Source organism: Rhodococcoides fascians A44A, from assembly GCF_000760735.1.
GTDB classification, from domain to species: domain Bacteria; phylum Actinomycetota; class Actinomycetes; order Mycobacteriales; family Mycobacteriaceae; genus Rhodococcoides; species Rhodococcoides fascians_E.
Genome location: NZ_JMEX01000005.1, coordinates 624,223 through 646,747, shown reverse-complemented (window position 1 = coordinate 646,747; position 22,525 = coordinate 624,223). Strand labels below are relative to the sequence as shown.

Here is a 22,525-nt window from a genome sequence, read left to right as displayed (position 1 = left end):
GAAGGCGAGAAGCATGCCTCAGGGAGTTCCGCTTCCGGGATCGGTACCGCAGGACGGATTGACCACCCGGCAGCGTCGCAATCAACCGGTACTGGCCGTGCACACCGGGCCGGGCAAGGGGAAGTCGACCGCTGCGTTCGGGATGGCGTTACGCGCGTGGAATCAGGGTTTCGACGTGGGTGTGTTCCAGTTCGTCAAGAGCGCCAAATGGAAGGTCGGTGAGGAAGCGACCTTCACGATGCTCGGCGAACTCCACGAATCTTCGGGTGTCGGCGGCGCTGTCGAATGGCACAAGATGGGCGAAGGTTGGTCCTGGACCCGAAAGAAGGGGTCCGAGGTGGACCACGCTGCAGCCGCTGCCGACGGGTGGGCGGAGATCGCGCGGCGACTCTCGGAGCAGACGCACCGGTTCTACGTCCTGGACGAATTCACGTATCCGTTGAAGTGGGGATGGGTCGACGTCGACGAGGTCGTCGACGTGCTTCGGAGTCGGCCGGGTAATCAGCATGTCGTCATCACCGGCCGCGATGCACCTGCAGCGCTGATCGACGCGGCCGATCTGGTCACCGAAATGGCGAAGATCAAACATCCGATGGACGCGGGCCGCAAGGGCCAACGCGGAATCGAATGGTGACCACCTCCGTTCCCGCCGTCGTCATCGCCGCCCCGGCATCCGGGAGCGGAAAGACTACGGTGGCAACGGGTTTGATGGGTGCGCTGCGTGGTGCCGGGCGTCGTGTCGCCCCGTTCAAGGTCGGCCCCGATTACATCGACCCCGGCTATCATGCACTCGCGACCGGGCTCCCGGGCCGCAATCTCGACGCGGTCATGGTCGGCGCCGAGCGGATAGGTCCGCTGTATCGACACGGAAGCGCGGGCTGCGACATCGCCGTCGTCGAAGGCGTCATGGGCCTGTTCGACGGCAAGATCGACATGTCCGGTGGTGGCGCCGCCACAGCCGAGGGCTCCACGGCCGCCGTTGCAGCCATGCTCGGTGCGCCGGTCGTACTGGTCGTCGACGCACGAGGCCACAGTCAGAGTCTGGCCGCTGTGCTGCACGGGTTCTCGACGTTCGACACGTCCGTTCGCATCGGCGGCGTGATCCTGAACCGAGTGGGAAGTCCTCGCCACGAGGAGGTGCTCCGTCAAGCGTGCGAACGTGTCGGCGTGCCGGTTCTCGGGTCGCTGCCCCGGATGGCGGAACTGGCCGTGCCGTCCCGGCACCTCGGACTGATCACCGCGCTGGAGCACGGAGGCCGGGCACGGGCGGCCGTGGATGCGATGTCCGACCTCGTCACCGCACACGTGGACATCGCCGCGATCGTCGCACTGGCCCGCTCGGCGGTGCAGGATCGACCGTGGGACCCCGCGGGCGAGGTGGGCAGGCATTACGAGACCCGTCCCGTGGTGGCGATGGCGGGAGGGCCCGCCTTCACCTTCGGGTACGCCGAACACATCGAACTTCTCCGAGCGTCGGGAGCCGATGTCGCGGTGTTCGACCCACTGACGGACGGGCTGCCCGACGGCACATCCGGAGTCGTCGTCCCCGGAGGCTTTCCGGAGGAGCACGCCGAACAGCTGGCGTCGAACACCGCGTTGCTCGCCGACGTCCGCGCCGCAGCAGACCGCGGCATTCCGATCCACGCGGAATGCGCCGGGCTCCTGTACCTGGCGCGCGAACTCGACGGGCACTCGATGGCCGGAGTGCTCGACATCGAAGCACGCTTCGGCACGTCGCTCACTCTCGGTTATCGCGATGCGGTGGCGCTGGAGACGTCCGTTTTGTTCGACGCCGGGCAACGAGTGAGCGGGCACGAGTTCCATCGGACCAGGCTCGTGGATCAGGCGCCCTCGACCGACCTGCACTCCGCGTGGGGGTGGCGGAACCCCAGCGTGGCAGCGGAGCGGGCGTTCGTGCAGGAAGGATTCGTGCGCGGCGGTGTACACGCGTCGTACCTGCACACGCACCCGGCGGGCAGCCCGGAGTCGGTCCGTCGTTTCGTCGGTGCCTGCGCGACGTTCGCCTCCGCGCGTTCCCACGAGACCAGAGCGGGCGCGTGACGCCGGCGGCCACGCACGTGGTCGTGGGTATCGGAGCGACGTCGACGGCGTCGGTGGCGGATTGCCTCGCCGTCCTGCGTGACGTCGTACCGACGACGTTCACGATCGTGGCGTTGTCCACGCTGGAGTCGAAGGACGCTCAGATGCTTCCCGTCGCCGAGTCCCTCGGTGTGACGCTGCACCTGTGGTCCGCGGAGGAACTTGCGGCGGTGACGGTCACCGAACCGTCCGCTCGGACGCGGGCCGCCACCGGAACGCCCAGTGTCGCGGAGGCGGCGGCGCTGCGCGCAACCGAAGGACGCCTCGTACTCGCGAAGACGAGTGCCCGCGGTGTGACGGTCGCTGCAGCGCTGCTGTGACCGGCCACAGTGGCGCGTCGAGCGGACTCAGGGCATCGTGGTGACGATGACGTCTTCACCGCTCGTACTCGGTCCTCTCGTCCGCTATGTCGGTGCGCACGATGCAACGTTCTGGTTCGAGTTCGACCGGCCGGGGACCGTCCGAGTGACCACCGACACCGGTGTGCACGGTGAGGCTTCGACGTGGGGCGTTCACGGTCACCATTACGCGCTCGTCGCGCTCACCGATCTGCCTGCCGACACCGCCATCACCTACGACTCGACGTTCGACGGCCGCGTCGTCTGGCCCGAACCGGGTGCAACCGCGGCGATTCATACCATCGACCGGCACGGTCCGGTGACCTTCGCGTTCGGATCCTGCAGGCGCGGAGACAATTACAGCGACGAATCCCTACAGCGAATCGGCGCGGATGCGCTCGCGGGCCTCGGCACCCGCATGGCCGGGCAGGGACCGGAGGAGTGGCCGCAGGCGCTGCTCCTGCTCGGCGACCAGGTCTACGCCGACGACCCGTCGCCGGAGATCATCGAGAGGTTGCGCGCTCGACGAGCCGCGGGCGACGGTCCGGCGAGTGCCCGCGACACCGACGCGGCCGACGAGATCTGCGACTTCGAGGAGTACTCGTGGCTCTACCACGAGTCGTGGGGAGTCGAGCCGGTCAGGACGCTGCTCGCGAGCGTGCCGTCGTGCATGATTCTCGACGATCACGACCTGCGTGACGATTGGAACTCGTCGGCGTCGTGGCGCGCCGACATCGAGACCAGGCCCTGGTGGAAGGACCGTGTCGTGGGTGCGTTCTCGTCGTACTGGGTGTATCAGCACCTCGGTAATCTCTCGCCCGACGAGCTCGGTCGGGACGAGCTGTACGCACAGGTGAAGGCCGCTGCGACCGACGAGGATCGTGAACGCCTGCTCTCCGAGTTCTCGCTGCGAGTCGACGAGGTGCCCGAGACCGGCCGGTGGAGTTTCTACCGGGACTTCGGTGACACTCGGTTGATCATGATCGACTCCCGGTGCTCGCGTGACCTCGATCCGAGCCGGCGCGCGATGGTCGACGACGTCGAGTGGGCGTGGGTCAGGGAACGAGCGCTCGAGAAGTCTCCGCGGCACCTGCTCTTCGGCTCGTCACTGCCGTATCTGATGCTGCCCGCACTGCATCATCTCGAACAGTGGAACGAGGCTGTGGCACAGGGGAGCTGGGGCAAGCTCGCGGCGCGAGTAGGGGAGAAGCTCCGAATCGACCTGGATCTCGAGCACTGGGCCGCGTTCGGAAAGTCGTTCCTGGACATGGCGACGCTGGTGCGCGAGATCTCCAGAAGCGACGACGCACCCGCCAGCATCATGTGGCTTTCCGGCGACGTGCACTGCTCGTACGTCGCGCGAGCCGAGTTCGGGGTGGGAGGCGACGTTCCGGCGACGTACCAGTTGACGATGTCGCCGTTCCGCAACCCGCTGAACTTACCGATTCGTGCCGTGAACCGGCTGGCGATCAAACGTCCGGCCGCGCGGGTACTGGCTTCGCTCGCACGGGGAGCCAAGGTGCCGCCGCCCGACGTGAGTTGGGAAGCCGAGGCCGGGCCGTGGTTCGACAACGGCGTCATGCTTCTCACGACCGAGGGGGAGACGGCGCGGGTGAGCGTCGAGCATGCGCACGTCGATCCCGTCGGCCGACAGACCCTGACCACCACTCGAAAAATGACGTTGACTCCCTGACATAGATTTGTCGGCGTGGCTCACCTCGAACTGACCGACATCGACTACTTCCTGCCCGACGGCAGGCAGCTTCTCAGCGGCGTCGGATTCCGTGTCGGTGACGGCGCCAAGATGGCGTTGATCGGACCGAACGGCACAGGCAAGACCACGTTGACTCGCATCGTCTCCGGCGATATCGAGCCCGAGGACGGCGCCGTGACCCGATCGGGTGCGCTCGGAGTCATGCGTCAGTTCGTCGGGAGTGGAGCCGGCGGAACGACCCGTGGGGTCGGGAGTGGAGCCGGCGGAACGACGGTTCTGGATCTGTTGCTGTCGGTGTCCTCGCTCGCGGTGCGCCGAGCCGCCGAGGCTCTGGACGAGGCCGAGAACGCGATGATGGAGGCGGACGACGAGAAGACGCAGATGAACTACGCTGCTGCGCTGTCCGATTGGGGCGATGTCGGAGGATACGATCTGGAACCGTTCTGGGACAAGGTGACGATGGCAGCGCTCGGTGCACCGTTCGACGTCGCGAAGTGGCGTGATGTGTCGACTCTGAGCGGTGGCGAGCAGAAGCGTGTCGTGCTCGAGGCGTTGTTCGCCGGTTCCGACGAGTTGCTTCTGCTCGACGAACCGGACAACTACCTGGACGTTCCCGGTAAGAGGTGGTTGGAGAAGACGATTCGTGAGTCGGACAAGTCCGTGCTCTTCATCAGCCACGACCGCGAGCTCATCGCGAATGCCGCCACCCGCATCGTCACTCTCGAACCGGGATTCAACGGGGCCACCTCCTGGGTCCACGGCGGAGGCTTCGCCACTTACTACGACGCGCGCGAGGACCGGAACGCCCGGCTCGACGAACTTCGCCGCCGCTGGGACGAGGAACGAGTGAAACTGCGGGCGCTCGTTCTCCGTTTGCGGGAGAAAGCGAAGTTCAACGACGGCATCGCCGCTCGCTATCAGGCAGCGCAGACGAGGCTCACGCGGTTCGAGGACGCGGGCCCTCCCGAGGCGGTTCCCCTGAAGCAGAAGGTGACGGTACGGCTGCACGGTGGGCGCACCGCGAAACGCGCGCTGGTGTGTACCGGACTGGAGCTGACCGGGTTGATGAAGCCGTTCGACACGGAGATCTGGTTCGGTGATCGGGTGGCCGTGCTCGGTTCCAACGGATCCGGCAAATCGCACTTTCTTCGGCTGCTGGCGGCGGGCGGTACCGACCCCGAGCGGGAGCACCTCCCGGTCCAGGAACTCGAGATCGCGCCCGTACCGCACAGCGGCACCGCCGTGTTGGGTGCGCGGGTGCGGCCAGGATTGTTCGCGCAGACTCACAGCAGGCCGGATCTCCACGGCAAGACGTTGCTGGACATCCTGCATCTCGGCAACGAGCACCGTGACGGAATGGGTCGCGAAGCCGCGAGCCGTGCACTCGATCGTTACGGCCTGTCACTCGCCGCAGAGCAGTTGTACGACAACCTGTCCGGTGGGCAACAGGCACGGATTCAGATCCTGCTGCTGGAACTGTCCGGCGCCACCCTGCTGCTCCTCGACGAACCGACGGACAACCTCGACCTGGTGTCCGCGGACTCGCTGCAGGACGCCATCACAGCATTCGAGGGAACGGTCGTCGCCGTCACCCACGACCGATGGTTCGCGCGCAGCTTCGACCGGTTCCTCGTCTTCGGATCCGACGGGCAGGTCCGCGAATCGAGTGAGCCCGTCTGGGACGAAACACGGGTCGAGCGCCCGCGAGGCCTGCGGGAGCGAGCACCCAGGGCAACGCGGTAGCGTTTCGTACCGTGAATGTCTCCACATCGAGTGAGTCCGACGCGACCGATTCTCCCTATCTGGTCGGCCTGAATCTGTCCGGACGGCGTGTTGTCGTCGTCGGCGGTGGCACTGTCGCGCAGCGTCGGCTGCCGTTGTTGATCTCCTCGGGTGCGGTGGTTCATGTCATCACTCGTGAGGCGACACCCGCGGTGGAGGGCTGGGCGACGGCTGGTCAGGTGACGCTGGACCTGCGGGACTATCGCGACGGAGACATCGCGGACGCGTGGTACGCGATCGCGTGCACCGACGAGGCCGAGACCAACGCGGCCATCGTCGCCGAGGCCGAACGGGCCAGAATCTTCTGCGTTCGCGCGGACGTCGCGCGCGATGGGACCGCGGTCACCCCGGCGTCGGCGGATTACGACGGACTCACGCTCGGTGTGCTGGCCGGGGGAGAGCACCGTAGGTCGGCTGCGGTGAGGACCGCGGTGCTCGAAGCTCTGCAGTCCGGTGTCGTCACCGACGCCGCACACGCCCCGCACACCGGCGTCGCACTCGTCGGCGGTGGCCCGGGTGATCCCGACCTCATCACCGTTCGCGGGCGTCGTCTGTTGACCTATGCCGACGTCGTGGTCACCGACAGACTCGCGCCGCCGGAGTTGCTGGCCGAGCTCGGCCCACACGTCGAGGTCATCGACGCATCGAAGATTCCGTACGGACGCGCGATGGCCCAGGAGGCAATCAACCAGGCGCTGATCGACGGAGCGAAGGCAGGGAAGTTCGTCGTCCGGCTCAAGGGCGGGGACCCGTACGTCTTCGGCCGTGGTTACGAGGAACTCGAAGCTCTCACCGACGCGGGAATCCCGGTCACCGTCGTGCCGGGAATCACCAGTGCGATCTCCGTGCCGTCCGCTGCGGGCGTGCCGGTGACGCATCGAGGTGTGACTCACGAATTCGTCGTCGTCAGCGGCCACGTCGCGCCGGACCACCCCGACTCTCTCGTCGACTGGGACGCACTGGCGCGACTCAAGGGCACGATCGTGCTCCTGATGGCCGTCGAGCGGATCGACAAATTCGCGGCGGTGCTGATGAACGGCGGACGAGCCGCGTCGACGCCGGTCCTCGTGGTCCAGGAGGGGACGATGCGTACCCAACGTGAGGTACGGGCGGACCTCTCCACGGTGGCCCAGAAGGTCAAGGACGAGGGCATACGTCCACCTGCGATCGTCGTAATCGGAACCGTTGCTGGTTTTTCTGTGAACTCTCGGTAACGTGAACCCCCGTGCCTGATCACACGCAGCCCGCAGCGCCCACGACGCAGATCGTCTACCCGGTCACCACCAGGGCATTCGGTCTGGCGATCATCGTTCTGAGCGGACTGCAGCTCATGGTGGTTCTCGACGGGACGGTCGCCAATCTGGCTCTGGCGCCGCTGCAGGCGGATCTGGGATTGAGCGACGCGGGTCGCAACTGGGTGTTGACGTCGTACGCACTGGCGTTCGGCGGCCTCATGCTTCTGGGCGGGCGCCTCGGCGATGCGTTCGGTCGCAAGAAGATGTTCCTCGGTGGCGTCGTGCTGTTCACCATCGCGTCGCTGTTGTGCGGGCTCGCCGTCAACGAAGCGACGTTGGTGGCCGCGCGCGCACTGCAGGGCGTGGGTGCGGCAGTGGCGTCGCCGACGGCCTTTGCGCTCGTGGCGACGACGTTCGCACCGGGCCCGGTGCGAAATCAGGCCATCGCCATCTACGCCGCGATGACCGGTGTCGGTTCCATCGCCGGACTCATCATCGGCGGTGCGCTCACTCAGGTGTCCTGGCGCTGGATCTTTCTGATCAACGTGCCGATCGGCATCCTGATCGTGATCCTCGCGGTGGTGTCACTGAAGGAAACCGCAGGCGTCCGCTTGGCCCTCGATTTCCCCGGAGCGATACTCGGCACCCTCGGCTGTACCGGCGTGGTCCTCGCGCTCAGCGAAGGCACCGAACTGGGGTGGCTCAGTCCACTGGTGGTCGGTTCGCTCGTCGCGGGTCTGATCCTGCTGGGTCTGTTCCTCGTCGTCGAGCGCCGAGCGGACAACCCGCTGCTCCCGTTTTCTCTGTTCGCGAGCAAAGACCGAGTCGCCACCTTCGTGGCGATCTTCTTCGCCGGCGGCGTCATGTTCTGCCTGGCCGCGTTCGTCGCCCTGTTCGTTCAGGACATCCTGGGCTACAGCCCGTTGGCGGCGGGCCTCGCGTTCGTTCCGTTCGCCTTCGGACTGGGCGCTGCCGCGTTCATCACCTCTCAACTCGTCGTACGTATTCAACCGCGATGGTTGGTCATGACCGGTGCGTTGATCATGATCGGGTGGCTTCTGTTCTCGGTGGCCACCATGGACGCCGATTCGTCGTACTTCCCCGGCATCTTCTTCCCGGTCATCGGCATCGGATTCGGCGTCGGCATGGCGTCGATCCCTCTTCCACTGTGCGCGATCGCCGGGGTGCAGGCCACCGAAATCGGCCCCTTGACCGCCATCGCCCTCGTCGCGCAGACACTCGGCGGCCCGGTGGCACTCGCGATCGTCGGCGCGCTGGTCACGTCCCGCACGCTGTCACTGGGGGGCACCACGGGCCCGGCGACCTTGATGAACGACGTTCAGCTCGGCGCCCTCAGCTCGGGCTACATGTTCGCGCTCTTCTGCTGCTCCATCCTCGCCGTCGTGGCAGGTCTCGCGGCATTCTTCATTCGCTTCACCCCCCAACAGGTCGCCCAGGCCCAGGCCGCGCAGGAAGACGCCCAATCGACCTAGACACCCAATCGACCTAGACACCCAATCGACCTAGACACCCCAGTGGCCTAGACGCCCAGCACGAGCTTCGCGATCGCGAAGTAGACGATCAATCCCGTTGCGTCGCAGAACGTCGAGATGAACGGCGTCGAGAACACGGCAGGGTCGACGCCGATCTTCTTGGCCAACAGTGGCATCGCGCCCCCGACAGTAGCTGCCAGAGTGCAGATCGCGAGGAGGGTGGATCCGATGACCAGGCCGAGATGCCAGTCGTAGACAAGGCCTGCGATCACGAATCCGAGCGTTCCGAGCATCGCGCCCATCGTTGCGCCCACGCGAATTTCGCGGAACAGTACCGCGCCGATATCGCGTGGGCGTACGTCGCCGACGGCAAGTGCACGAGTCACCGTGGTGGCGGCTTGGGATCCGGTGTTGCCACCGGTTCCGGTGAGCAGCGGAATGAACAGTGCGAGCGTCACCACCGCAGCCAGCGCATGCTCGAAGATTTCGAGTACTTGCACGGTGAGAATGGCGGACAGCGCGAGGACAAGCAGCCACACCACACGCGATCGCACGATGCTCAGCACCGGAGTGGCCAGGTACGGCCGGCGCAGAGGCTCGGTGCCGCCGGCACGAGCCGCATCCTCGTCCTCGGCATCTTCGAGAATGCGTGATGCCTGGTCGATGGTGAGGATGCCGATCAAGCGATTCTCCGAATCGACGACCACGACGGCTGGGCTTCGATGGTCGAGGCACGAACGGGCGGCTTCCTCGGCGGAGACGTCGGCCGTGACGACGGGCCGGCTCGTCGAGAGGTTCTCGACGACCGTCGCGGGGTCGGCGGTGGCAACGTCGGCGAGCGTCGCGACGCCGACGAGCCGTCGGCTGTCGTCGGTGATCGGAAGCAGATAGACGGACTCGGCACCGGCTCCGATCGCCCGCACCTGAGCCAGGGCCTCGTCCGCCGTCGTGGTGGGGCGGACACGGACGTACTCGGGGCTCATCCGTCGTCCGACGGACCCTTTCGCGTAGCCGAGCATCGGCGCGGTGAGCTCACGCTCCGTCCGTGAAAGTCCTTGCATCAACCGGTGCGCCACATTGGAGGGAAGTTCGTCGACGAGTTCGACGCGATCGTCGGGATCCAGTTCGGCGAAGAGGGTGACGACGTCGTCGTCTCGCAGCGCGGTGACGAGTTCGCTGCGGACCGATGCGTCGAACTGCTCGAACACATCGAGTGCGCGATCCTTCGGCAGCAATCGGTACAGCACCGCGCGTTCGGCCGAGTCCGTACGTTCGAGAATCCGCGCTGCGTCGGCAGGCGGCAGGTCCGCGACGAGTTGGGACATGCCGGCGAGATCTTTCGCGCGAAGCAGTTCCGTCGAGCGGGTGATGACGTCGTCGAGAGTGTGGTGCACTCGTCCATTGTGCCGAGTGCACCGAGCGGAACCGCGTGGGCTGCTTCCCTTCGGGGTCCGTCGAAAGGAGGACGCGATGAATGCATCGATGTCGTTACCGTTGAACCATGGCGGCCCTCGAACGGTATCGATCATTGGATGTGTTGCGCGGCATCGCGATTGCAGGCACGCTCGGCACCAACGTCTGGATCTTCACCAGCGGATCCGGGCTCGTCGGATATCTCGACGGTGTCGGGAAAGGTGACGGTGGGTGGGGCCTGGCCGAACGAATTCTGCAACAGCTGGCGCAGGGCAAGTTCCTCGGTCTCCTGACCGTCATGTTCGGTATAGGGCTTGCGATCCAGCAGCGATCGGCGTCGACGCGAGGGGAACCGTGGCCGGGTCGATACCTCATCCGGGCGGCACTGCTCTTCGTCGACGGGCTACTGCACTTCCTGCTGTTCACCGAGTTCGACGTGCTGATGGGGTATGCCGTCACCGGTTTCGTCGTCGCGTACGTTCTCGTCGGAGGGGAACGTGCTCAGCGGCGGTGGATGATCGGCGCCGCCGGCGTGCACGTCGTGATGATCTCGGCGATCGCAGCGCTGCTGGCCGCAGCACCGAACGGTACATCGACGGAACCGCTCCAGCCCAATCCGTATGCGGACGGCTCGTTCTGGGATCTGGTGGTGTTCCGAATCGACAACGCAGTAGTGTTCCGCTCCGAGACGGTGTTGATTCTTCCGATGTCGATTGCACTGTTCTTGTTGGGGGCAAGCCTGTTTCGCGCGGGAGTGTTGTCCGGATCGGGGAGAATTCTCCGACGGCGGATGATGGTTCTCGGAACGGTCGCGCTGCCTGTCGATTTCGCGCTCGGACTGGTGGGCGGAGACCTCGGAATCATCGTGTCTCGATACCTGACGGCACCGTTGGTGTCCCTGGGGATTCTGGCATTCGTGGCCGGCTTGTACCTTCGCGGTGATCGTGACGGATTCGTGACCGCGCGGCTCACCGAGATCGGACGGATGGCATTGTCGAGCTACGTTCTCCAGAACGTGGTGGCCTCGATTCTGTGCTACGGGTGGGGGTTCGGGATCGCGGCCGAACTCGATTCGCCCGCGCAGAAGGTCCTCGGTACGGTCGCGATCTACGTGGTGACGGTGTCGATCGTGAGCCTGTTCGCACACCTGTGGCTGCGGCGCCACCGACGTGGGCCGATCGAATGGTTGTGGAACTACTCGGCGGGAATCGGCGCGGCTACGACAGATGGGCCTCGTCGGCGGCAGCCTGGCCGGAGTGCCATCCTTCGGCGTCGAGTCGTGGCCCCCGCATCGCTCTGACGTTGGGGAACAACCGATCGAATTCCTCTTCGACGGCCGCAGTCTGTGTGGCGAGCATCGGGAGCAGGCTTCCCGACTGTTCTGTCGCCTCCTCGAGGGCGAGTGCGCCGACGTCGGCCAGGCGTTCACCGATTCTCACCGCGTACGCATACAGGAACGCCTTGCCGAACGCAGCCGAAGCAGCCCCTTTGCGTCGCTTGGCTTTCGGCGAGTGCGACAGTGCCCGCGTCGCCTGGACGAGCAACGAGGTGAACAGCAGTTCGGTCTGCTCGACGTCGACGGGTGAGCCCACGAGGGTGGCGACCGCGAACTCGGGATCCCAGATGGACTTGACCCGATTGACGTCGCCGACGGCGTGCAGCAGCTGTGCTTTCGCAGGTGCATGAGGGTTGTCGACGTGGAGTCGACGGCTGATCACGTCGACGTTGCCTTCAGTCAACAGCAGCGAGTCGATCGAGTACCGCGTCATCAGTTCCTGCGCCTTGGCGGTCAGGGTCTCGGCTTCTTCTTCGAAGTCGGTGGCGTCCGCCTTCGCGAGCAGTCCGCGGATCCTGCCGAGCACCTTGCCGTTCGGTGATTCACCGGTCGTCACGCCGCGGTCCATGCGAGGAGCACGCTTGCGTGGCCACTGTGAGGGCAGCGGCCCGATCTGCGGCCATCTCGGCAATTGTTGCCACTGCCCCAGAAGCGCGAGCACCGCGATCCATTGATCACTGGCAGCGATGTAGTCCGATTTTCCGCTCGCCGACAACTGTGCCGCCAGGAAGCTCGGAGACGCTTCGACTCGGGCCGCAGCTTTGGGATACGCGGCACAGATCTCCGAGAGCTGATCGACCCAGCTCTGCGGCGCACGGTCGTCGGCGTCGGTCAGATCCGATTGGTGCAGAATTGCCGCTGCCGCAAGCGAAGACACAGCGACGGTTTGTTGGCGTCGCACGATGTGCAGCAGGTCGAACGGTTGCCATCCTGCTTCGTACATCGTCTGGATCATGTTGGTGAGCGCCAGCGACCCGAGTGCCTGCGGGTCGAACTCGTCGAGCGCGATCAACCGGTCGGCGATGTCGTCGACGAGTCGCAGGTCCTTGCTGCGGCCGTACGAAGCGTCGGCGCCCTGCCGCAGCAGCGAAGGAACCGGGTTCATTCGGTGAGCACGATCAACTCGGTCGGCGAGGCGACCTCTACGCGAAGCCCGGACTTCGCTGCGACCCGTGCCACTCCCTTGACGTCCTTCGGTTCGGCGGTCGTCAGCGTCAGTGCGCGCGCCAGCAGGCCTTTGTGGTGCTTGTTGAAGTGGCTGACGACGGACCGGGTGCCGTCGAGCTTCTCGGTGAGAACGGTCGCCGTGACCGCCCCTGGGACCGGACCCAGCTGCTGATACGTCCCGGATCGAAGGTCGACCACCAGATCGTCGGCCTCGGCCAGAAGTGCCTCGGTCAGGTCCGGCTTCCACAGTGAGCGCAGCGTGCCGAATCCGGGAATCTTCGACCCGCCGGACAAGCGGTACGACGGGATGGGATCGGTCGCGCGCACCGCTCCGAACAGGGCGGAGCCGATCCACAGGCGTGCCGCGGCCCGGGCGCGGCCTGCACGCGTGAACGAACCGGCGTCGAGTGCGTCGTACAGCACGCCGGTGTAGCGGCTGAGAGCAGGAGCGGTCGGCGACGTCCACAGCGCCGCATTGCGCTGGATCTCGTCGGCCTGGGTCGGACCGAGTCCGAGGGCTGCGCTCGAGGCCTCGACGTCCGCAGCCAACTCGACCAGGGCATCCGCGAGTTTCTGCCGCAACGGGGTGAGGTCCGGCAACGACAGCTCGTCGAGGTCGAGAGGTGATCCCACACCGCCGTCGGACTTGGTTTCGGAAGGTGGGAGCAGGATGAGCACGGGGAGCAACGTTACCGTTTCGCTGGGCACCGACTACGCTCGTACCCCGTGATCACCCGTCTTTCGCAGTTGTTCCTTCGTACCCTCCGCGACGACCCCGCCGACGCCGAGGTCGACAGCCACAAGCTTCTGGTTCGTGCCGGCTACGTCCGTCGTATCGCGCCGGGTGTCTACTCGTGGCTGCCGCTGGGTCTGAAGGTGCTCCGGAAGATCGAGAACGTCGTCCGTGAAGAGATGAATGCGATCGGCGCACAAGAGATCTCGTTGCCTGCCCTGCTGCCTCGTGAACCGTACGAGTCCACCAATCGATGGACCGAGTACGGCGACGCGCTGTTTCGGCTGAAGGACCGCAAGGGCAACGACATGCTGCTCGGTCCGACGCACGAGGAACTGTTCGCGCTCACGGTCAAGGGTGAGTACAACTCCTACAAGGACCTGCCGGTCACCCTGTACCAGATTCAGAACAAGTACCGCGACGAGGAGCGTCCCCGCGCAGGCGTTCTGCGTGGTCGTGAGTTCATCATGAAGGACTCGTACTCCTTCGACCTCGACGAGGACGGGTTGAAGGCGTCCTATCACGCCCACCGCGAGGCCTACCAGCGCATCTTCGCGCGGCTCGGTATCAAGTACGTCATCGTCGCGGCCACGTCCGGCGCGATGGGCGGCAGTGCCTCCGAGGAGTTCCTCGCCGAGAGCGAGGTCGGTGAGGACACCTACGTTCGTTGCATCGAGTCCGGCTATGCAGCCAACGTCGAAGCCGTCACCACCGCCCGCCCGGACTCGCTGCCCATCGAGGGTCAGCCCGAGGCGGTCGACTACGAGACCGGCGAGACCCCGACCATCGCGACACTGGTCGACTGGGCCAACAGTGCAGATCTCGGCCGGACCGTCACCGCCGCGGACACGCTGAAGAACATTCTGCTCAAGGTGCGCCAGCCCGACGGTGAGTGGGAACTGCTCGCCGTCGGCGTCCCCGGAGACCGCGAGGTGGACGAGAAGCGTCTCGAGGCGTCGCTCGAGCCCGCCGAGTACCAGTTGCTGACCGACGCGGACTTCGAGGCCAACCCCTTCCTGGTCAAGGGGTACATCGGGCCTCGTGGCCTGCAGGCCAACGGTGTTCGGTATCTCGTCGACCCCAGGATCGTCGACGGAACGTCGTGGATCACCGGCGCGGACGTCAAGGGCAAGCACGTGGCGAACCTCGTGGCCGGCCGCGACTTCACTCCGGACGGGACCATCGAGGCGGCCGAGGTGCGCGACGGTGACATGTCGCCGGACGGACGCGGACCGCTCGTCAGCGCGCGCGGAATCGAGATCGGCCACATCTTCCAGCTCGGCTACAAGTACACCGACGCGTTCACAGTGGACGTTCTCGGTGAGAACGGCAAGCCGGTGCGGCTCGTACAGGGTTCCTACGGTGTCGGTATCACGCGTGCCGTAGCCGTGGTGGCCGAGCAGATGCACGACGACAAGGGCCTGCGTTGGCCTGCGGAGATCGCGCCGTACGACGTTCACTTGGTCATCGCGAACAAGGACGAGGCTGCGCGCGACGGTGCCGAGGCGATCGCGTCGGAGTTGAACCTGCAGGGACTCGACGTCCTGTTCGACGACAGGAAAGCGTCGCCTGGCGTCAAGTTCAAGGACTCCGAGCTGCTCGGCATGCCTCTGGTGGTCGTCGTCGGCCGAGGATGGGCCGACGGCAAGGTCGAGATGCGCGACCGCTTCACCGGCGAGAGCGTCGAGTTGGACAAGGCGACGGCCGCTGCCGAGATCGTGAAGGCTGTTCGCCGTAGAGACTGATTCGCCACCCTGGTCGGTTACTCGCTGGTAGCTTTTAGCTAACCGACCAGGGAGAGATAACAATGGCGTCGCAGGTTTCTTTGTTCGATCCCACGAAGCTGGACACGTCGACACTCGACGACGAGTCAGCGCGGCAACTTCGGTCTTTGATCGACTGGTTCGAGAATCGAGGTAAGGCGAGGTTGCTCTCCGACGACCTCGACGCGGTCTGGACGGCGGACTTCCTCGCGTTCGTCGCGAAGGAGAAGCTGTTCGCCACGTTCTGCACGCCTGCTGCGTATGCGGACGGTGATCCGAACAAGCGATGGGATGCGTCGCGCAACGCGGTGCTCAGCGAGATCCTCGGCTTCTACGGCCTGTCCTACTGGTATGCGTGGCAGGTCACCGTCCTCGGGCTGGGTCCTGTCTGGATGAGCGACAACGACGCAGCCAAGCGTCGGGCCGCTGCGTTGCTGGACGAGGGCGGCGTCGCCGCGTTCGGTCTGTCCGAGCGGGCACACGGTGCCGACGTCTATTCGACCGACATGCTTCTGGCTCCGGGCGGGGGAGACGGCGTCGAGTTCACGGCGTCGGGCGAGAAGTACTACATAGGCAACGGCAATGTGGCAGGGACGGTGTCCGTGTTCGGTCGTCGCACCGATGTCGAGGGTCCCGAAGCGTACGTCTTCTTCGTTGCGGACAGTGGCCATGACGGATACGTGTTGCGAGACAACGTGGTTCACGGTCAGATGTTCGTCAGCACGTTCGCGCTCGAGAACTACCCGGTCCGTGCCGAGGACATTCTGCACACCGGCGCCGACGCGTTCTCCGCGGCGCTGAACACCGTCAACGTGGGCAAGTTCAACCTGTGCACGGGGTCGATCGGCATCTGCGAGCACGCCTTTCACGAGGCAATCACCCACGCGCACAATCGCATCCTCTACGGCAACCGGGTCACCGAATTTCCGCACGTGAGAGCAAGTTTCGTCGATGCATACGCGCGGCTGATCGCCATGAAACTGTTCAGCGCTCGTGCCCTCGATTACTTCCGATCCGCGTCGGCGGAGGACCGTCGGTATCTCCTGTTCAATCCGATGACCAAGGCCAAGGTCACGTCGGAGGGCGAAACCGTGGTTCGTACACTGCACGACGTCATCGCGGCGAAGGGGTACGAGAAGAACACGTACTTCAGGGAGGCGGCGCAACTGATCGGTACGTTGCCCAAACTCGAAGGCACGGTCCACGTCAACGTGGCGTTGATGCTCAAGTTCATGCCGGCGTACATGTTCGCGCCCACGGAGTTTCCGGCGGTCGAGGTTCGCGACGACGCGTCGGACGACGCCTTCTTCTTCGCTCAGGGACCGGCGCGCGGCGCGAGCAAGGTCCGGTTCCAGGACTGGGTGCCCGTGTACGAGAAATACTCGGCCGTGCCCAACGTCGGGCGCTTCTACGAGCAGGTGTTGGCGTTCAGGCAGTTTCTGACCGAGTCGGCGCCCAACGAGGAGCAGCAGCGTGATCTCGATTTCCTGCTGAACGTCGGGCATCTGTTCTCGCTCGTGGTCTACGGTCACTTGATTCTCGAGAGCGCGGACGCGGTGTCGACCGAAGTTCTCGATCAGATCTTCGACTTTCAGGTACGCGATTTCTCCGCGTATGCCGTTGCGTTGTACAGCAAGCCGTCCTCGACGGAGGCGCAACAGGCATGGGCTGTCGGCGCGCTGCGCAAACCCGTCGTGAACGCCGCGAGATTCGACGCGGTGTGGGGTGAGGTTCTGGCGTACGACGGGGTCTACGAGATGCGGCCCTAGCCCGAGGTCTTGACGAACTGGGCCAGCTTCGGCCCGAACGCGCAATCGGCGAGTTCGGCGAGGGGAGACTCCTCGGTCGAGTGTTCGACTGCCTGGATGGCCAGCAGGCAGTTGAGCAACATGCCGTGCGCGATGAAGTCGCGGGCCTCGTCGGGCGTGCACCCGGTGCGTCCGCGTATCTGGGTGTAGATCGCGGACATGCCGTCACGCGCTTGGGTCCCGATTTCCGGTGTGGTGCTCGCGGTGAAACCGTGCATCATGACCAGCAGAAGGTCTCGGTCGGTGACGAGATCCGCGTACGCCCGACCCAGTGCGGGCCAGACGTCGGGCTCCGACGGTGACTCGTCGAGAACGCGATCGAACGCGCGCATGATCCCGTCGATCGCGCGCTGGAACACGAGGCGAAACAATTCGCTCTTGGTGCCGAACATCCGGACGACGTAGGGCTGAGACACGCCCGCTTCCTTGGCGACGGCGTCGGTGCTGGTTCCGGCGTAGCCGCCCCGGGCAAATGCTCGAGTGGCAGCGTCGAGCACCAATTCACGGCGATCGGCTGCGTCCATGCGGGTGGTCTTCGGCGGTGGCATGTTGACAGGTTATCAGTTGATAACTAGCGTTCCGATTCAAGTAATCATTCGATGCTTACATAACTCGGAGGCTTTCCCATGTCCATGAAGACAGCTCCGCCGCGGATCGATACCGAACGGCGAATTCCGATCTGGGTCGGAATTCTCGCCGCGTCGCTACCGATGTTCATGGCGACCCTCGACAACCTGGTGATGACCAGTGCGCTCCCGGTGATCCAGGCAGACCTGTCGGCCTCGGTCGGAGAACTGCAGTGGTTCATGAACGCGTACACGCTCAGCTTCGCGACGTTGATGCTCGCGGCCGCGACGCTCGGCGACCGGTGGGGCCGCCGCAACGTCTTCCTCGGGGGCATCGCCGTGTTCACGATCGCCTCGATCGGTTCCGCACTTGCGACGACACCGGCGATGCTCATCGCCGCCCGGGCGATTCAGGGCGTGGGAGCCGCCGCGATCATGCCGCTGTCGCTGACGCTGCTCGCCGGAGTCGTACCCGCCGCGAAACGTGCACTGGCCATCGGGATCTGGGGCGGAGTGTCCGGTCTCGGTGTCGCGCTCGGTCCGGTCGTCGGCGGCGCGGTCGTCGACGGCATCTCGTGGGAGGCCATCTTCTGGATCAACGTCCCCGTGGCACTCGTCGCGGTGCCACTCGCCCTCGTGGCGCTGAAGGAGTCCTACGGACATCGTCAGCCGCTGGACCTCGTCGGAATCCTGCTCGCGGGCGCGGGTGTCTTCCTGCTGGTGTGGGCGGTGGTGCACGGAAACGAGGACGGCTGGGCCTCGACGACGGTGCTTCTCTCGTTCGTCGGATCGGCGGTGTGCATGGTGGCGTTCGTGTTACGTCAGAGGTCGACGGAACATCCGGTCGTTCCACTTCGGTTGTTCCGCTCTCGCAGTTTCTCCGTCGCCAACATCATCGGTGTGTCGTTCACTCTGGGGATGTTCGGCGCGGTCTTCCTTCTGTCTCAGTATCTGCAGATCGTCATGGGATACACACCGTTCCAAGCAGGACTGCGGACGTTGCCGTGGACGGCTGCCCCGATGATCGTGGCGCCCCTCGCAGGTGTGTTGGCGCCCCGGCTGGGTCTACGGACGCTGCTCGTCGCAGGTCTGACGTTGCAGTCCGGAGCCTTGGTGTGGATGGCGGCGATACTGGAACCGGGAACGTCGTACATCAGCATGGTCCCCGCCCTGGCCATGGCCGGAATCGGAATGGGCCTCACGTTCGCGCCGTCGGCGACGGCGGTGCTCACCGACATGGCCGACGTCGATCACGCCACGGCCAGCAGCACCAACTCGACCATTCGCGAGATCGGTATCGCGCTCGGAATCGCTGTTCTCACAGCGGTCTTCCTGGGCAGCGGGGGATCGTTGACTCCCACCGGGTACACCGATGCGCTGGCGCCCGCGCTGTTGGTCGGCGCCGCAGCCGTCGCGGTCGGAATTCTGGCCGCGCTGTTCATGCCCTCGGGCATCGGCGCGACGACGCCTACGGCTGACCCGGAAACGCCACCGTCGACGGAACCACTCCCAGGATCGTCCGCCAGTTCGCAAGTCGCAGTGCAGCTTCGGTGAGTGCAGTGATTCCGATCTCGCGCGTGGGACCGGACCGGCTGCGCTCGATCACCGAGCGCCACGCGACGGACGTGTCCGCCTCGGCCTGAGCCGCCAATTGGGCCGCGGTGACGGGGTCGGTCACCGGAAACGGCGTCGCGTACGCGGTCGCGGGCTGCGGCGGGGTGACGCTCGCCGCAGTCAACGCGTCGATGGTGGCGTCACGTCGCGCCCGATGAGCCGCCGCGTAGGTCGCCACCAGTTCCGCCCGCGCAGGATTGGAAAATGCCCCGACGATCCCGTAGGCGAACACCGCGGCGTACTCGGCCTCCAGCGCATCGACGAGCGCCTGCTGCTCTTCACCGAGTTCGTTCACGCCAACACCACCTTCACCGAGGTCGTGCACGCGGCGCTGATCGATCCCAGCAGGCCGGCGCGGAAGCCGGATTCGTTGCGCGCCGAATCAGCGGCGCTGCGTGCCGAATCGGTGAGGGCCGCCACCAGTTCGTCCCACGTCGGAGTCGGGCCATCGGTCGTGGTGGAGGTCGCAGGCGTGGTCGTCGACCCGCCTGCGACGCGGTCGATCTCCGTCGCCAATGCGTCGGCATGCGCGGTGCGCTCGAGTTCCACGACCGACAGTGCAGCAGCACGATCCGGGATCGAGGCGGCGAGTGCCGCGGCCGATCGCGCGTCCTGACGAGCCTGCCGCAGGTGGGTGGTGAGTGTGTCCACCGTCTCGGCGGTGTCCTCGCCCGGCGTGCAGGCCGTGACCGAGGTGAGCCCGGCCGCCGCGAGGGCCGCCCCCGCTACCAGTCGAAACGACGCGCGACGTGTGAGTGGGCGAGATAGCGCGGGCGTCAGCACGCGTCCATGCTGCCAGGTCTCACTTTGCCGGTGCGCACCCGCACCTGGTCACGGGCCGCCGCGATGGGCGCTAGGCTGTACGTTCACCGTCTGAGGAACCGATCCGCCCACAACTTCACGAGGAGTGCACACCACGATGCCTGTTCCGTCCAAGGAGAGGGTCGTCGAGCTCCTGTCCGACCTGATCGACGCACACGGGTTCGACCTCGAGGACGTCACCGTCGTCGCAGCCGGCAAGCACAGTGCCGTTCGCATCATGGTCGACCGTGAACAGGGAATCGATCTCGACACTCTGCCATCGCTCAGCCGTGAGATCTCCGACGTGTTCGACGGGGTGTCGGACTTCGGCGAGGCGCCGTACACACTCGAAGTCACCACTCCCGGAATCGACCGACCTCTGACGCTGGAACGGCATTGGCGTCGGGCACGGGGTCGAGCGGTGCGGATCGAGTTGGCGGACGAGAAGTTCGACGCCAGGATCGGCGCACTCGACACGGGCGTCGTGACGGTTGTGACGAAGACGAAGGGTGTTCTGTCGACGCGCCGGGTGGCGCTGACGGACGTCGTGAAAGCAGTTGTGCAGGTGGAATTCTCGCGGCCCAAGCCCGAGGAGATGGAATTGGCGGGCGGCGTCGTGGACGGTCGGCCGGCGCCGGCCGACGCCGAGAACACCGTGAACGTGGAAGAACCGGAAGAAGGGTCCGACAAGTGAATATCGACATTGCTGCGCTGCGCGCCATCGAGGCGGACAAGGGTATCTCGATCGAGACGGTCATCTCGACCATCCAGACCGCTCTGTTGACCGCATACCGCCACACGGAAGGTCATCAGCAGCACGCCTGGATCGACGTCGACCGCAAGAGCGGCTCGGTGAAGGTGATGGCCAAGGAGATCGACGAGGACGGGAACACGATCTCGGAGTGGGACGACACTCCCGAGGGATTCGGCCGCATCGCAGCGACCACTGCTCGCCAGGTCATTCTCCAGCGTCTGCGTGACGCCGAGCACGAGCGCTCCTTCGGAGAATTCTCGACGCACGAAGGCGAGATCGTCGGCGGCGTCATCCAGCGAGACACGCGTGCCAACGCGAAAGGCACCGTGATCGTCCGGATCGGAAGCGACGCCAACGGCGCCGACGGACTGTTGCCTCCCGCCGAGCAGGTTCCGGGCGAGTCGTACGAGCACGGTGAACGCATCAAGTGCTACGTCGTGGGCGTCGCGCGCGGAAACCGTGGACCTCAGATCACTCTGTCGAGAACCCACCCGAATCTCGTGCGCAAGTTGTTCGCCCTCGAGGTGCCCGAGATCGCGGACGGTTCCGTCGAGATCATCGCCGTCGCTCGCGAGTCCGGTCACCGGTCGAAGATCGCGGTGACCTCCACGGTGTCCGGCCTCAACGCCAAGGGCGCGTGCATCGGTCCGATGGGTCAGCGTGTGCGCAACGTGATGAGCGAGCTGGCGGGGGAGAAGATCGACATCATCGACTTCGACGAGGACCCCGCCCGCTTCGTCGGGAATGCTCTGTCGCCGTCGAAGGTTGTATCGGTGACGGTGGTCGACGCGGCCGCTCGTGCCGCACGCGTCATCGTCCCCGATTACCAGCTGTCTCTGGCGATCGGCAAGGAAGGGCAGAACGCTCGATTGGCTGCCCGTCTGACCGGATGGAGAATCGATATCCGCAGCGACGCTGCCGTGGCACCCGAGGCGACCAGCGGGTAAAGACAGAATGCGGGGTTCGGGGCAATACAGCGGTAGAGTAGTCGGTGGTTCGGAATTGAACTCCACGCCCTTCCGTCATGGGAGCACCGGTTCGACGCCTACACGTCTGCCGGTGCGCACCTGTGTCGGATGCAAGGAGCGGGTTCCGGCAGTCGATCTGCTGCGAGTCGTGGTCGGTCGGACGGGTGATTCGGATTCCTCGGAATTCGTGATCGTCCCGGACGTCCACCGCAGGCTTCCAGGTCGGGGCGCGTGGCTGCATCCCGTCTCGGAATGTCTGGTCAATGCGGAACGACGCCGAGCATTCGGCAGAGCACTACGAGTACAAGGAGTGGTCGACGTGACCGCGGTGAAAGCCTTCATCGGAAACGGTGTGGAGGCAGACACCGAGGGACCGGTGGCTCCGAATACAGAGCAGTGAATGCAGAGCTACACCCGTCGAGAAGAACAGGCAACAGCACTGATGAGCACACCGTGAAGCACCAACGATGAACGTCCATCGGAGATAACCCGAGGTCGTGCGGGCACCATGCCTCGCTCGGCCTCTCAGTGAGGAGAGCAGTGGCAGGCAAGGCCCGCGTGCACGAGTTGGCCAAAGAACTCGGTGTCACCAGTAAAGAACTACTCGCACGGCTCAAGGAGCAGGGCGAGTTCGTGAAGTCCGCATCATCCACCGTCGAGGCGCCGGTGGCGCGTCGACTTCGTGAATCCTTCCCGTCCGGAGCATCGGACTCGGCTCCCGCCGCAGGCGCGTCGAACGGCTCGCCCAAGCCGGCACCGTCCGCCAAGCCTGGTGCGGGACCCCGTCCGGGCCCGAAGCCCGCGGCACGCCCGGCAGCTCCGGCCCCGGCGGCATCGGCTCCGGCTCCGGAGAGCACCCCGCAGCAGTCGGCACCCCAGCAGTCGGCACCCCAGCCGTCCGCTCCGGCACGCCCGGCTGCTCCGGCGCCGTCGCGTCCCA

General features: G+C 65.5%; 21 protein-coding genes. 15 read left to right on the top strand and 6 right to left on the bottom strand.

What is annotated here, in order from left to right; translation table 11 throughout:
* Positions 1–13: 13 nt before the first annotated feature.
* Genes cobO through BH95_RS06785 form a run of 7 tightly spaced genes read left to right on the top strand, consistent with a single transcriptional unit; the run spans position 14 to position 8,662 of the window.
* Positions 14–634, top strand: coding sequence for a cob(I)yrinic acid a,c-diamide adenosyltransferase (gene cobO / locus BH95_RS06815; protein ID WP_019664213.1), 621 nt, complete (start codon positions 14–16; stop codon positions 632–634).
* On the top strand, positions 628–2,061 hold the full coding sequence (locus tag BH95_RS06810) for a cobyrinate a,c-diamide synthase (RefSeq protein ID WP_208601145.1): 1,434 nt from the start codon (positions 628–630) through the stop codon (positions 2,059–2,061). Before cobO ends, BH95_RS06810 begins: the two co-directional genes overlap by 7 nt.
* Complete coding sequence (locus BH95_RS06805) at positions 2,058–2,420, top strand: cobalamin biosynthesis protein (protein WP_019664211.1); 363 nt, start codon at positions 2,058–2,060, stop codon at positions 2,418–2,420. Before BH95_RS06810 ends, BH95_RS06805 begins: the two co-directional genes overlap by 4 nt.
* Positions 2,421–2,466: 46 nt before the next feature.
* Entirely contained in the window at positions 2,467–4,131 is a 1,665-nt protein-coding gene (locus tag BH95_RS06800) for a DUF7800 domain-containing protein (protein WP_244164842.1), read from the top strand.
* Positions 4,132–4,146: 15 nt separating this feature from the next.
* Positions 4,147–5,895 (top strand): ABC-F family ATP-binding cassette domain-containing protein, encoded by a 1,749-nt coding sequence (locus tag BH95_RS06795; RefSeq protein WP_037162891.1) that lies wholly within the window; start codon positions 4,147–4,149, stop codon positions 5,893–5,895.
* Between the two features lie 11 nt (positions 5,896–5,906).
* The gene (gene cobA, locus BH95_RS06790; protein WP_019664208.1) at positions 5,907–7,148 is read left to right on the top strand and encodes a uroporphyrinogen-III C-methyltransferase; all 1,242 of its coding nucleotides are present in this window, start codon (positions 5,907–5,909) and stop codon (positions 7,146–7,148) included.
* An 11-nt stretch (positions 7,149–7,159) separates the two neighbouring features.
* Positions 7,160–8,662: an MFS transporter gene (locus tag BH95_RS06785; RefSeq protein WP_020110271.1), complete on the top strand. Its 1,503-nt coding sequence runs from the start codon at positions 7,160–7,162 to the stop codon at positions 8,660–8,662.
* 47 nt (positions 8,663–8,709) lie between these two features.
* On the opposite strand, the gene mgtE is transcribed toward BH95_RS06785, so the two are convergent.
* Positions 8,710–10,056: a magnesium transporter gene (mgtE, locus tag BH95_RS06780; RefSeq protein WP_020110270.1), complete on the bottom strand. Its 1,347-nt coding sequence runs from the start codon at positions 10,054–10,056 to the stop codon at positions 8,710–8,712.
* 107 nt (positions 10,057–10,163) lie between these two features.
* On the opposite strand from mgtE, the gene BH95_RS06775 reads away from it, so the two are divergent.
* Positions 10,164–11,375, top strand: a complete 1,212-nt coding sequence (locus BH95_RS06775) for a DUF418 domain-containing protein (RefSeq protein WP_037181439.1) — start codon at positions 10,164–10,166, stop codon at positions 11,373–11,375.
* Here the strand turns inward: BH95_RS06775 and BH95_RS06770 are convergent.
* Complete coding sequence (locus BH95_RS06770) at positions 11,293–12,516, bottom strand: DUF2786 domain-containing protein (RefSeq protein ID WP_037181437.1); 1,224 nt, start codon at positions 12,514–12,516, stop codon at positions 11,293–11,295. The genes BH95_RS06775 and BH95_RS06770 overlap by 83 nt on opposite strands.
* Positions 12,513–13,256, bottom strand: coding sequence for a peroxide stress protein YaaA (gene yaaA, locus BH95_RS06765; protein WP_019664203.1), 744 nt, complete (start codon positions 13,254–13,256; stop codon positions 12,513–12,515). The genes BH95_RS06770 and yaaA overlap by 4 nt, the downstream gene beginning before the upstream one ends.
* Before the next feature lie 48 nt (positions 13,257–13,304).
* Here yaaA and BH95_RS06760 point away from each other — a divergent pair, with 48 nt between their 5' ends.
* Both BH95_RS06760 and BH95_RS06755 read left to right on the top strand, forming a co-directional pair.
* The gene (locus BH95_RS06760; protein ID WP_019664202.1) at positions 13,305–15,056 is read left to right on the top strand and encodes a proline--tRNA ligase; all 1,752 of its coding nucleotides are present in this window, start codon (positions 13,305–13,307) and stop codon (positions 15,054–15,056) included.
* A 62-nt stretch (positions 15,057–15,118) separates the two neighbouring features.
* On the top strand, positions 15,119–16,843 hold the full coding sequence (locus BH95_RS06755) for an acyl-CoA dehydrogenase family protein (protein WP_037162899.1): 1,725 nt from the start codon (positions 15,119–15,121) through the stop codon (positions 16,841–16,843).
* Here BH95_RS06755 and BH95_RS06750 read toward each other — a convergent pair.
* The gene (locus BH95_RS06750; protein WP_037142527.1) at positions 16,840–17,430 is read right to left on the bottom strand and encodes a TetR/AcrR family transcriptional regulator; all 591 of its coding nucleotides are present in this window, start codon (positions 17,428–17,430) and stop codon (positions 16,840–16,842) included. The two genes, BH95_RS06755 and BH95_RS06750, sit on opposite strands and share 4 nt — an antisense overlap.
* A 78-nt stretch (positions 17,431–17,508) precedes the next feature.
* Here BH95_RS06750 and BH95_RS06745 point away from each other — a divergent pair, with 78 nt between their 5' ends.
* Positions 17,509–19,002: a DHA2 family efflux MFS transporter permease subunit gene (locus BH95_RS06745; protein ID WP_037142524.1), complete on the top strand. Its 1,494-nt coding sequence runs from the start codon at positions 17,509–17,511 to the stop codon at positions 19,000–19,002.
* On the opposite strand, the gene BH95_RS06740 is transcribed toward BH95_RS06745, so the two are convergent.
* Complete coding sequence (locus BH95_RS06740) at positions 18,917–19,357, bottom strand: ferritin-like domain-containing protein (protein ID WP_019664198.1); 441 nt, start codon at positions 19,355–19,357, stop codon at positions 18,917–18,919. The two genes, BH95_RS06745 and BH95_RS06740, sit on opposite strands and share 86 nt — an antisense overlap.
* Positions 19,354–19,845: a hypothetical protein gene (locus BH95_RS06735; RefSeq protein ID WP_019664197.1), complete on the bottom strand. Its 492-nt coding sequence runs from the start codon at positions 19,843–19,845 to the stop codon at positions 19,354–19,356. The genes BH95_RS06740 and BH95_RS06735 overlap by 4 nt, the downstream gene beginning before the upstream one ends.
* A 136-nt stretch (positions 19,846–19,981) precedes the next feature.
* On the opposite strand from BH95_RS06735, the gene rimP reads away from it, so the two are divergent.
* The 4 genes from rimP to BH95_RS29430 all read left to right on the top strand — a co-directional run.
* Entirely contained in the window at positions 19,982–20,557 is a 576-nt protein-coding gene (gene rimP / locus BH95_RS06730; RefSeq protein ID WP_037142921.1) for a ribosome maturation factor RimP, read from the top strand.
* Positions 20,554–21,564, top strand: a complete 1,011-nt coding sequence (nusA, locus tag BH95_RS06725; RefSeq protein WP_019664195.1) for a transcription termination factor NusA — start codon at positions 20,554–20,556, stop codon at positions 21,562–21,564. The genes rimP and nusA overlap by 4 nt, the downstream gene beginning before the upstream one ends.
* A gap of 112 nt (positions 21,565–21,676) precedes the next feature.
* Complete coding sequence (locus BH95_RS06720; protein ID WP_020110262.1) at positions 21,677–21,985, top strand: YlxR family protein; 309 nt, start codon at positions 21,677–21,679, stop codon at positions 21,983–21,985.
* 140 nt (positions 21,986–22,125) lie between these two features.
* Positions 22,126–22,525 (top strand): translation initiation factor IF-2 N-terminal domain-containing protein (locus BH95_RS29430; protein ID WP_244164840.1); only part of this gene is annotated, 400 nt, incomplete at its 3' end.

Excerpts from the sequence above, each read along its gene's own strand:
- BH95_RS06745 (WP_037142524.1), top strand. The coding sequence starts at position 17,509 with ATGTCCATGAAGACAGCTCCGCCGCGGATCGATACCGAACGGCGAATT.
- BH95_RS06800 (WP_244164842.1), top strand. The coding sequence starts at position 2,467 with ATGACGTCTTCACCGCTCGTACTCGGTCCTCTCGTCCGCTATGTCGGT.
- cobO (WP_019664213.1), top strand. The coding sequence starts at position 14 with ATGCCTCAGGGAGTTCCGCTTCCGGGATCGGTACCGCAGGACGGATTG.
- BH95_RS06775 (WP_037181439.1), top strand. The coding sequence starts at position 10,164 with ATGGCGGCCCTCGAACGGTATCGATCATTGGATGTGTTGCGCGGCATC.
- rimP (WP_037142921.1), top strand. The coding sequence starts at position 19,982 with ATGCCTGTTCCGTCCAAGGAGAGGGTCGTCGAGCTCCTGTCCGACCTG.
- BH95_RS06810 (WP_208601145.1), top strand. The coding sequence starts at position 628 with ATGGTGACCACCTCCGTTCCCGCCGTCGTCATCGCCGCCCCGGCATCC.
- BH95_RS06750 (WP_037142527.1), bottom strand. The coding sequence starts at position 17,430 with ATGCCACCGCCGAAGACCACCCGCATGGACGCAGCCGATCGCCGTGAA.
- BH95_RS06770 (WP_037181437.1), bottom strand. The coding sequence starts at position 12,516 with ATGAACCCGGTTCCTTCGCTGCTGCGGCAGGGCGCCGACGCTTCGTAC.
- BH95_RS06755 (WP_037162899.1), top strand. The coding sequence starts at position 15,119 with ATGGCGTCGCAGGTTTCTTTGTTCGATCCCACGAAGCTGGACACGTCG.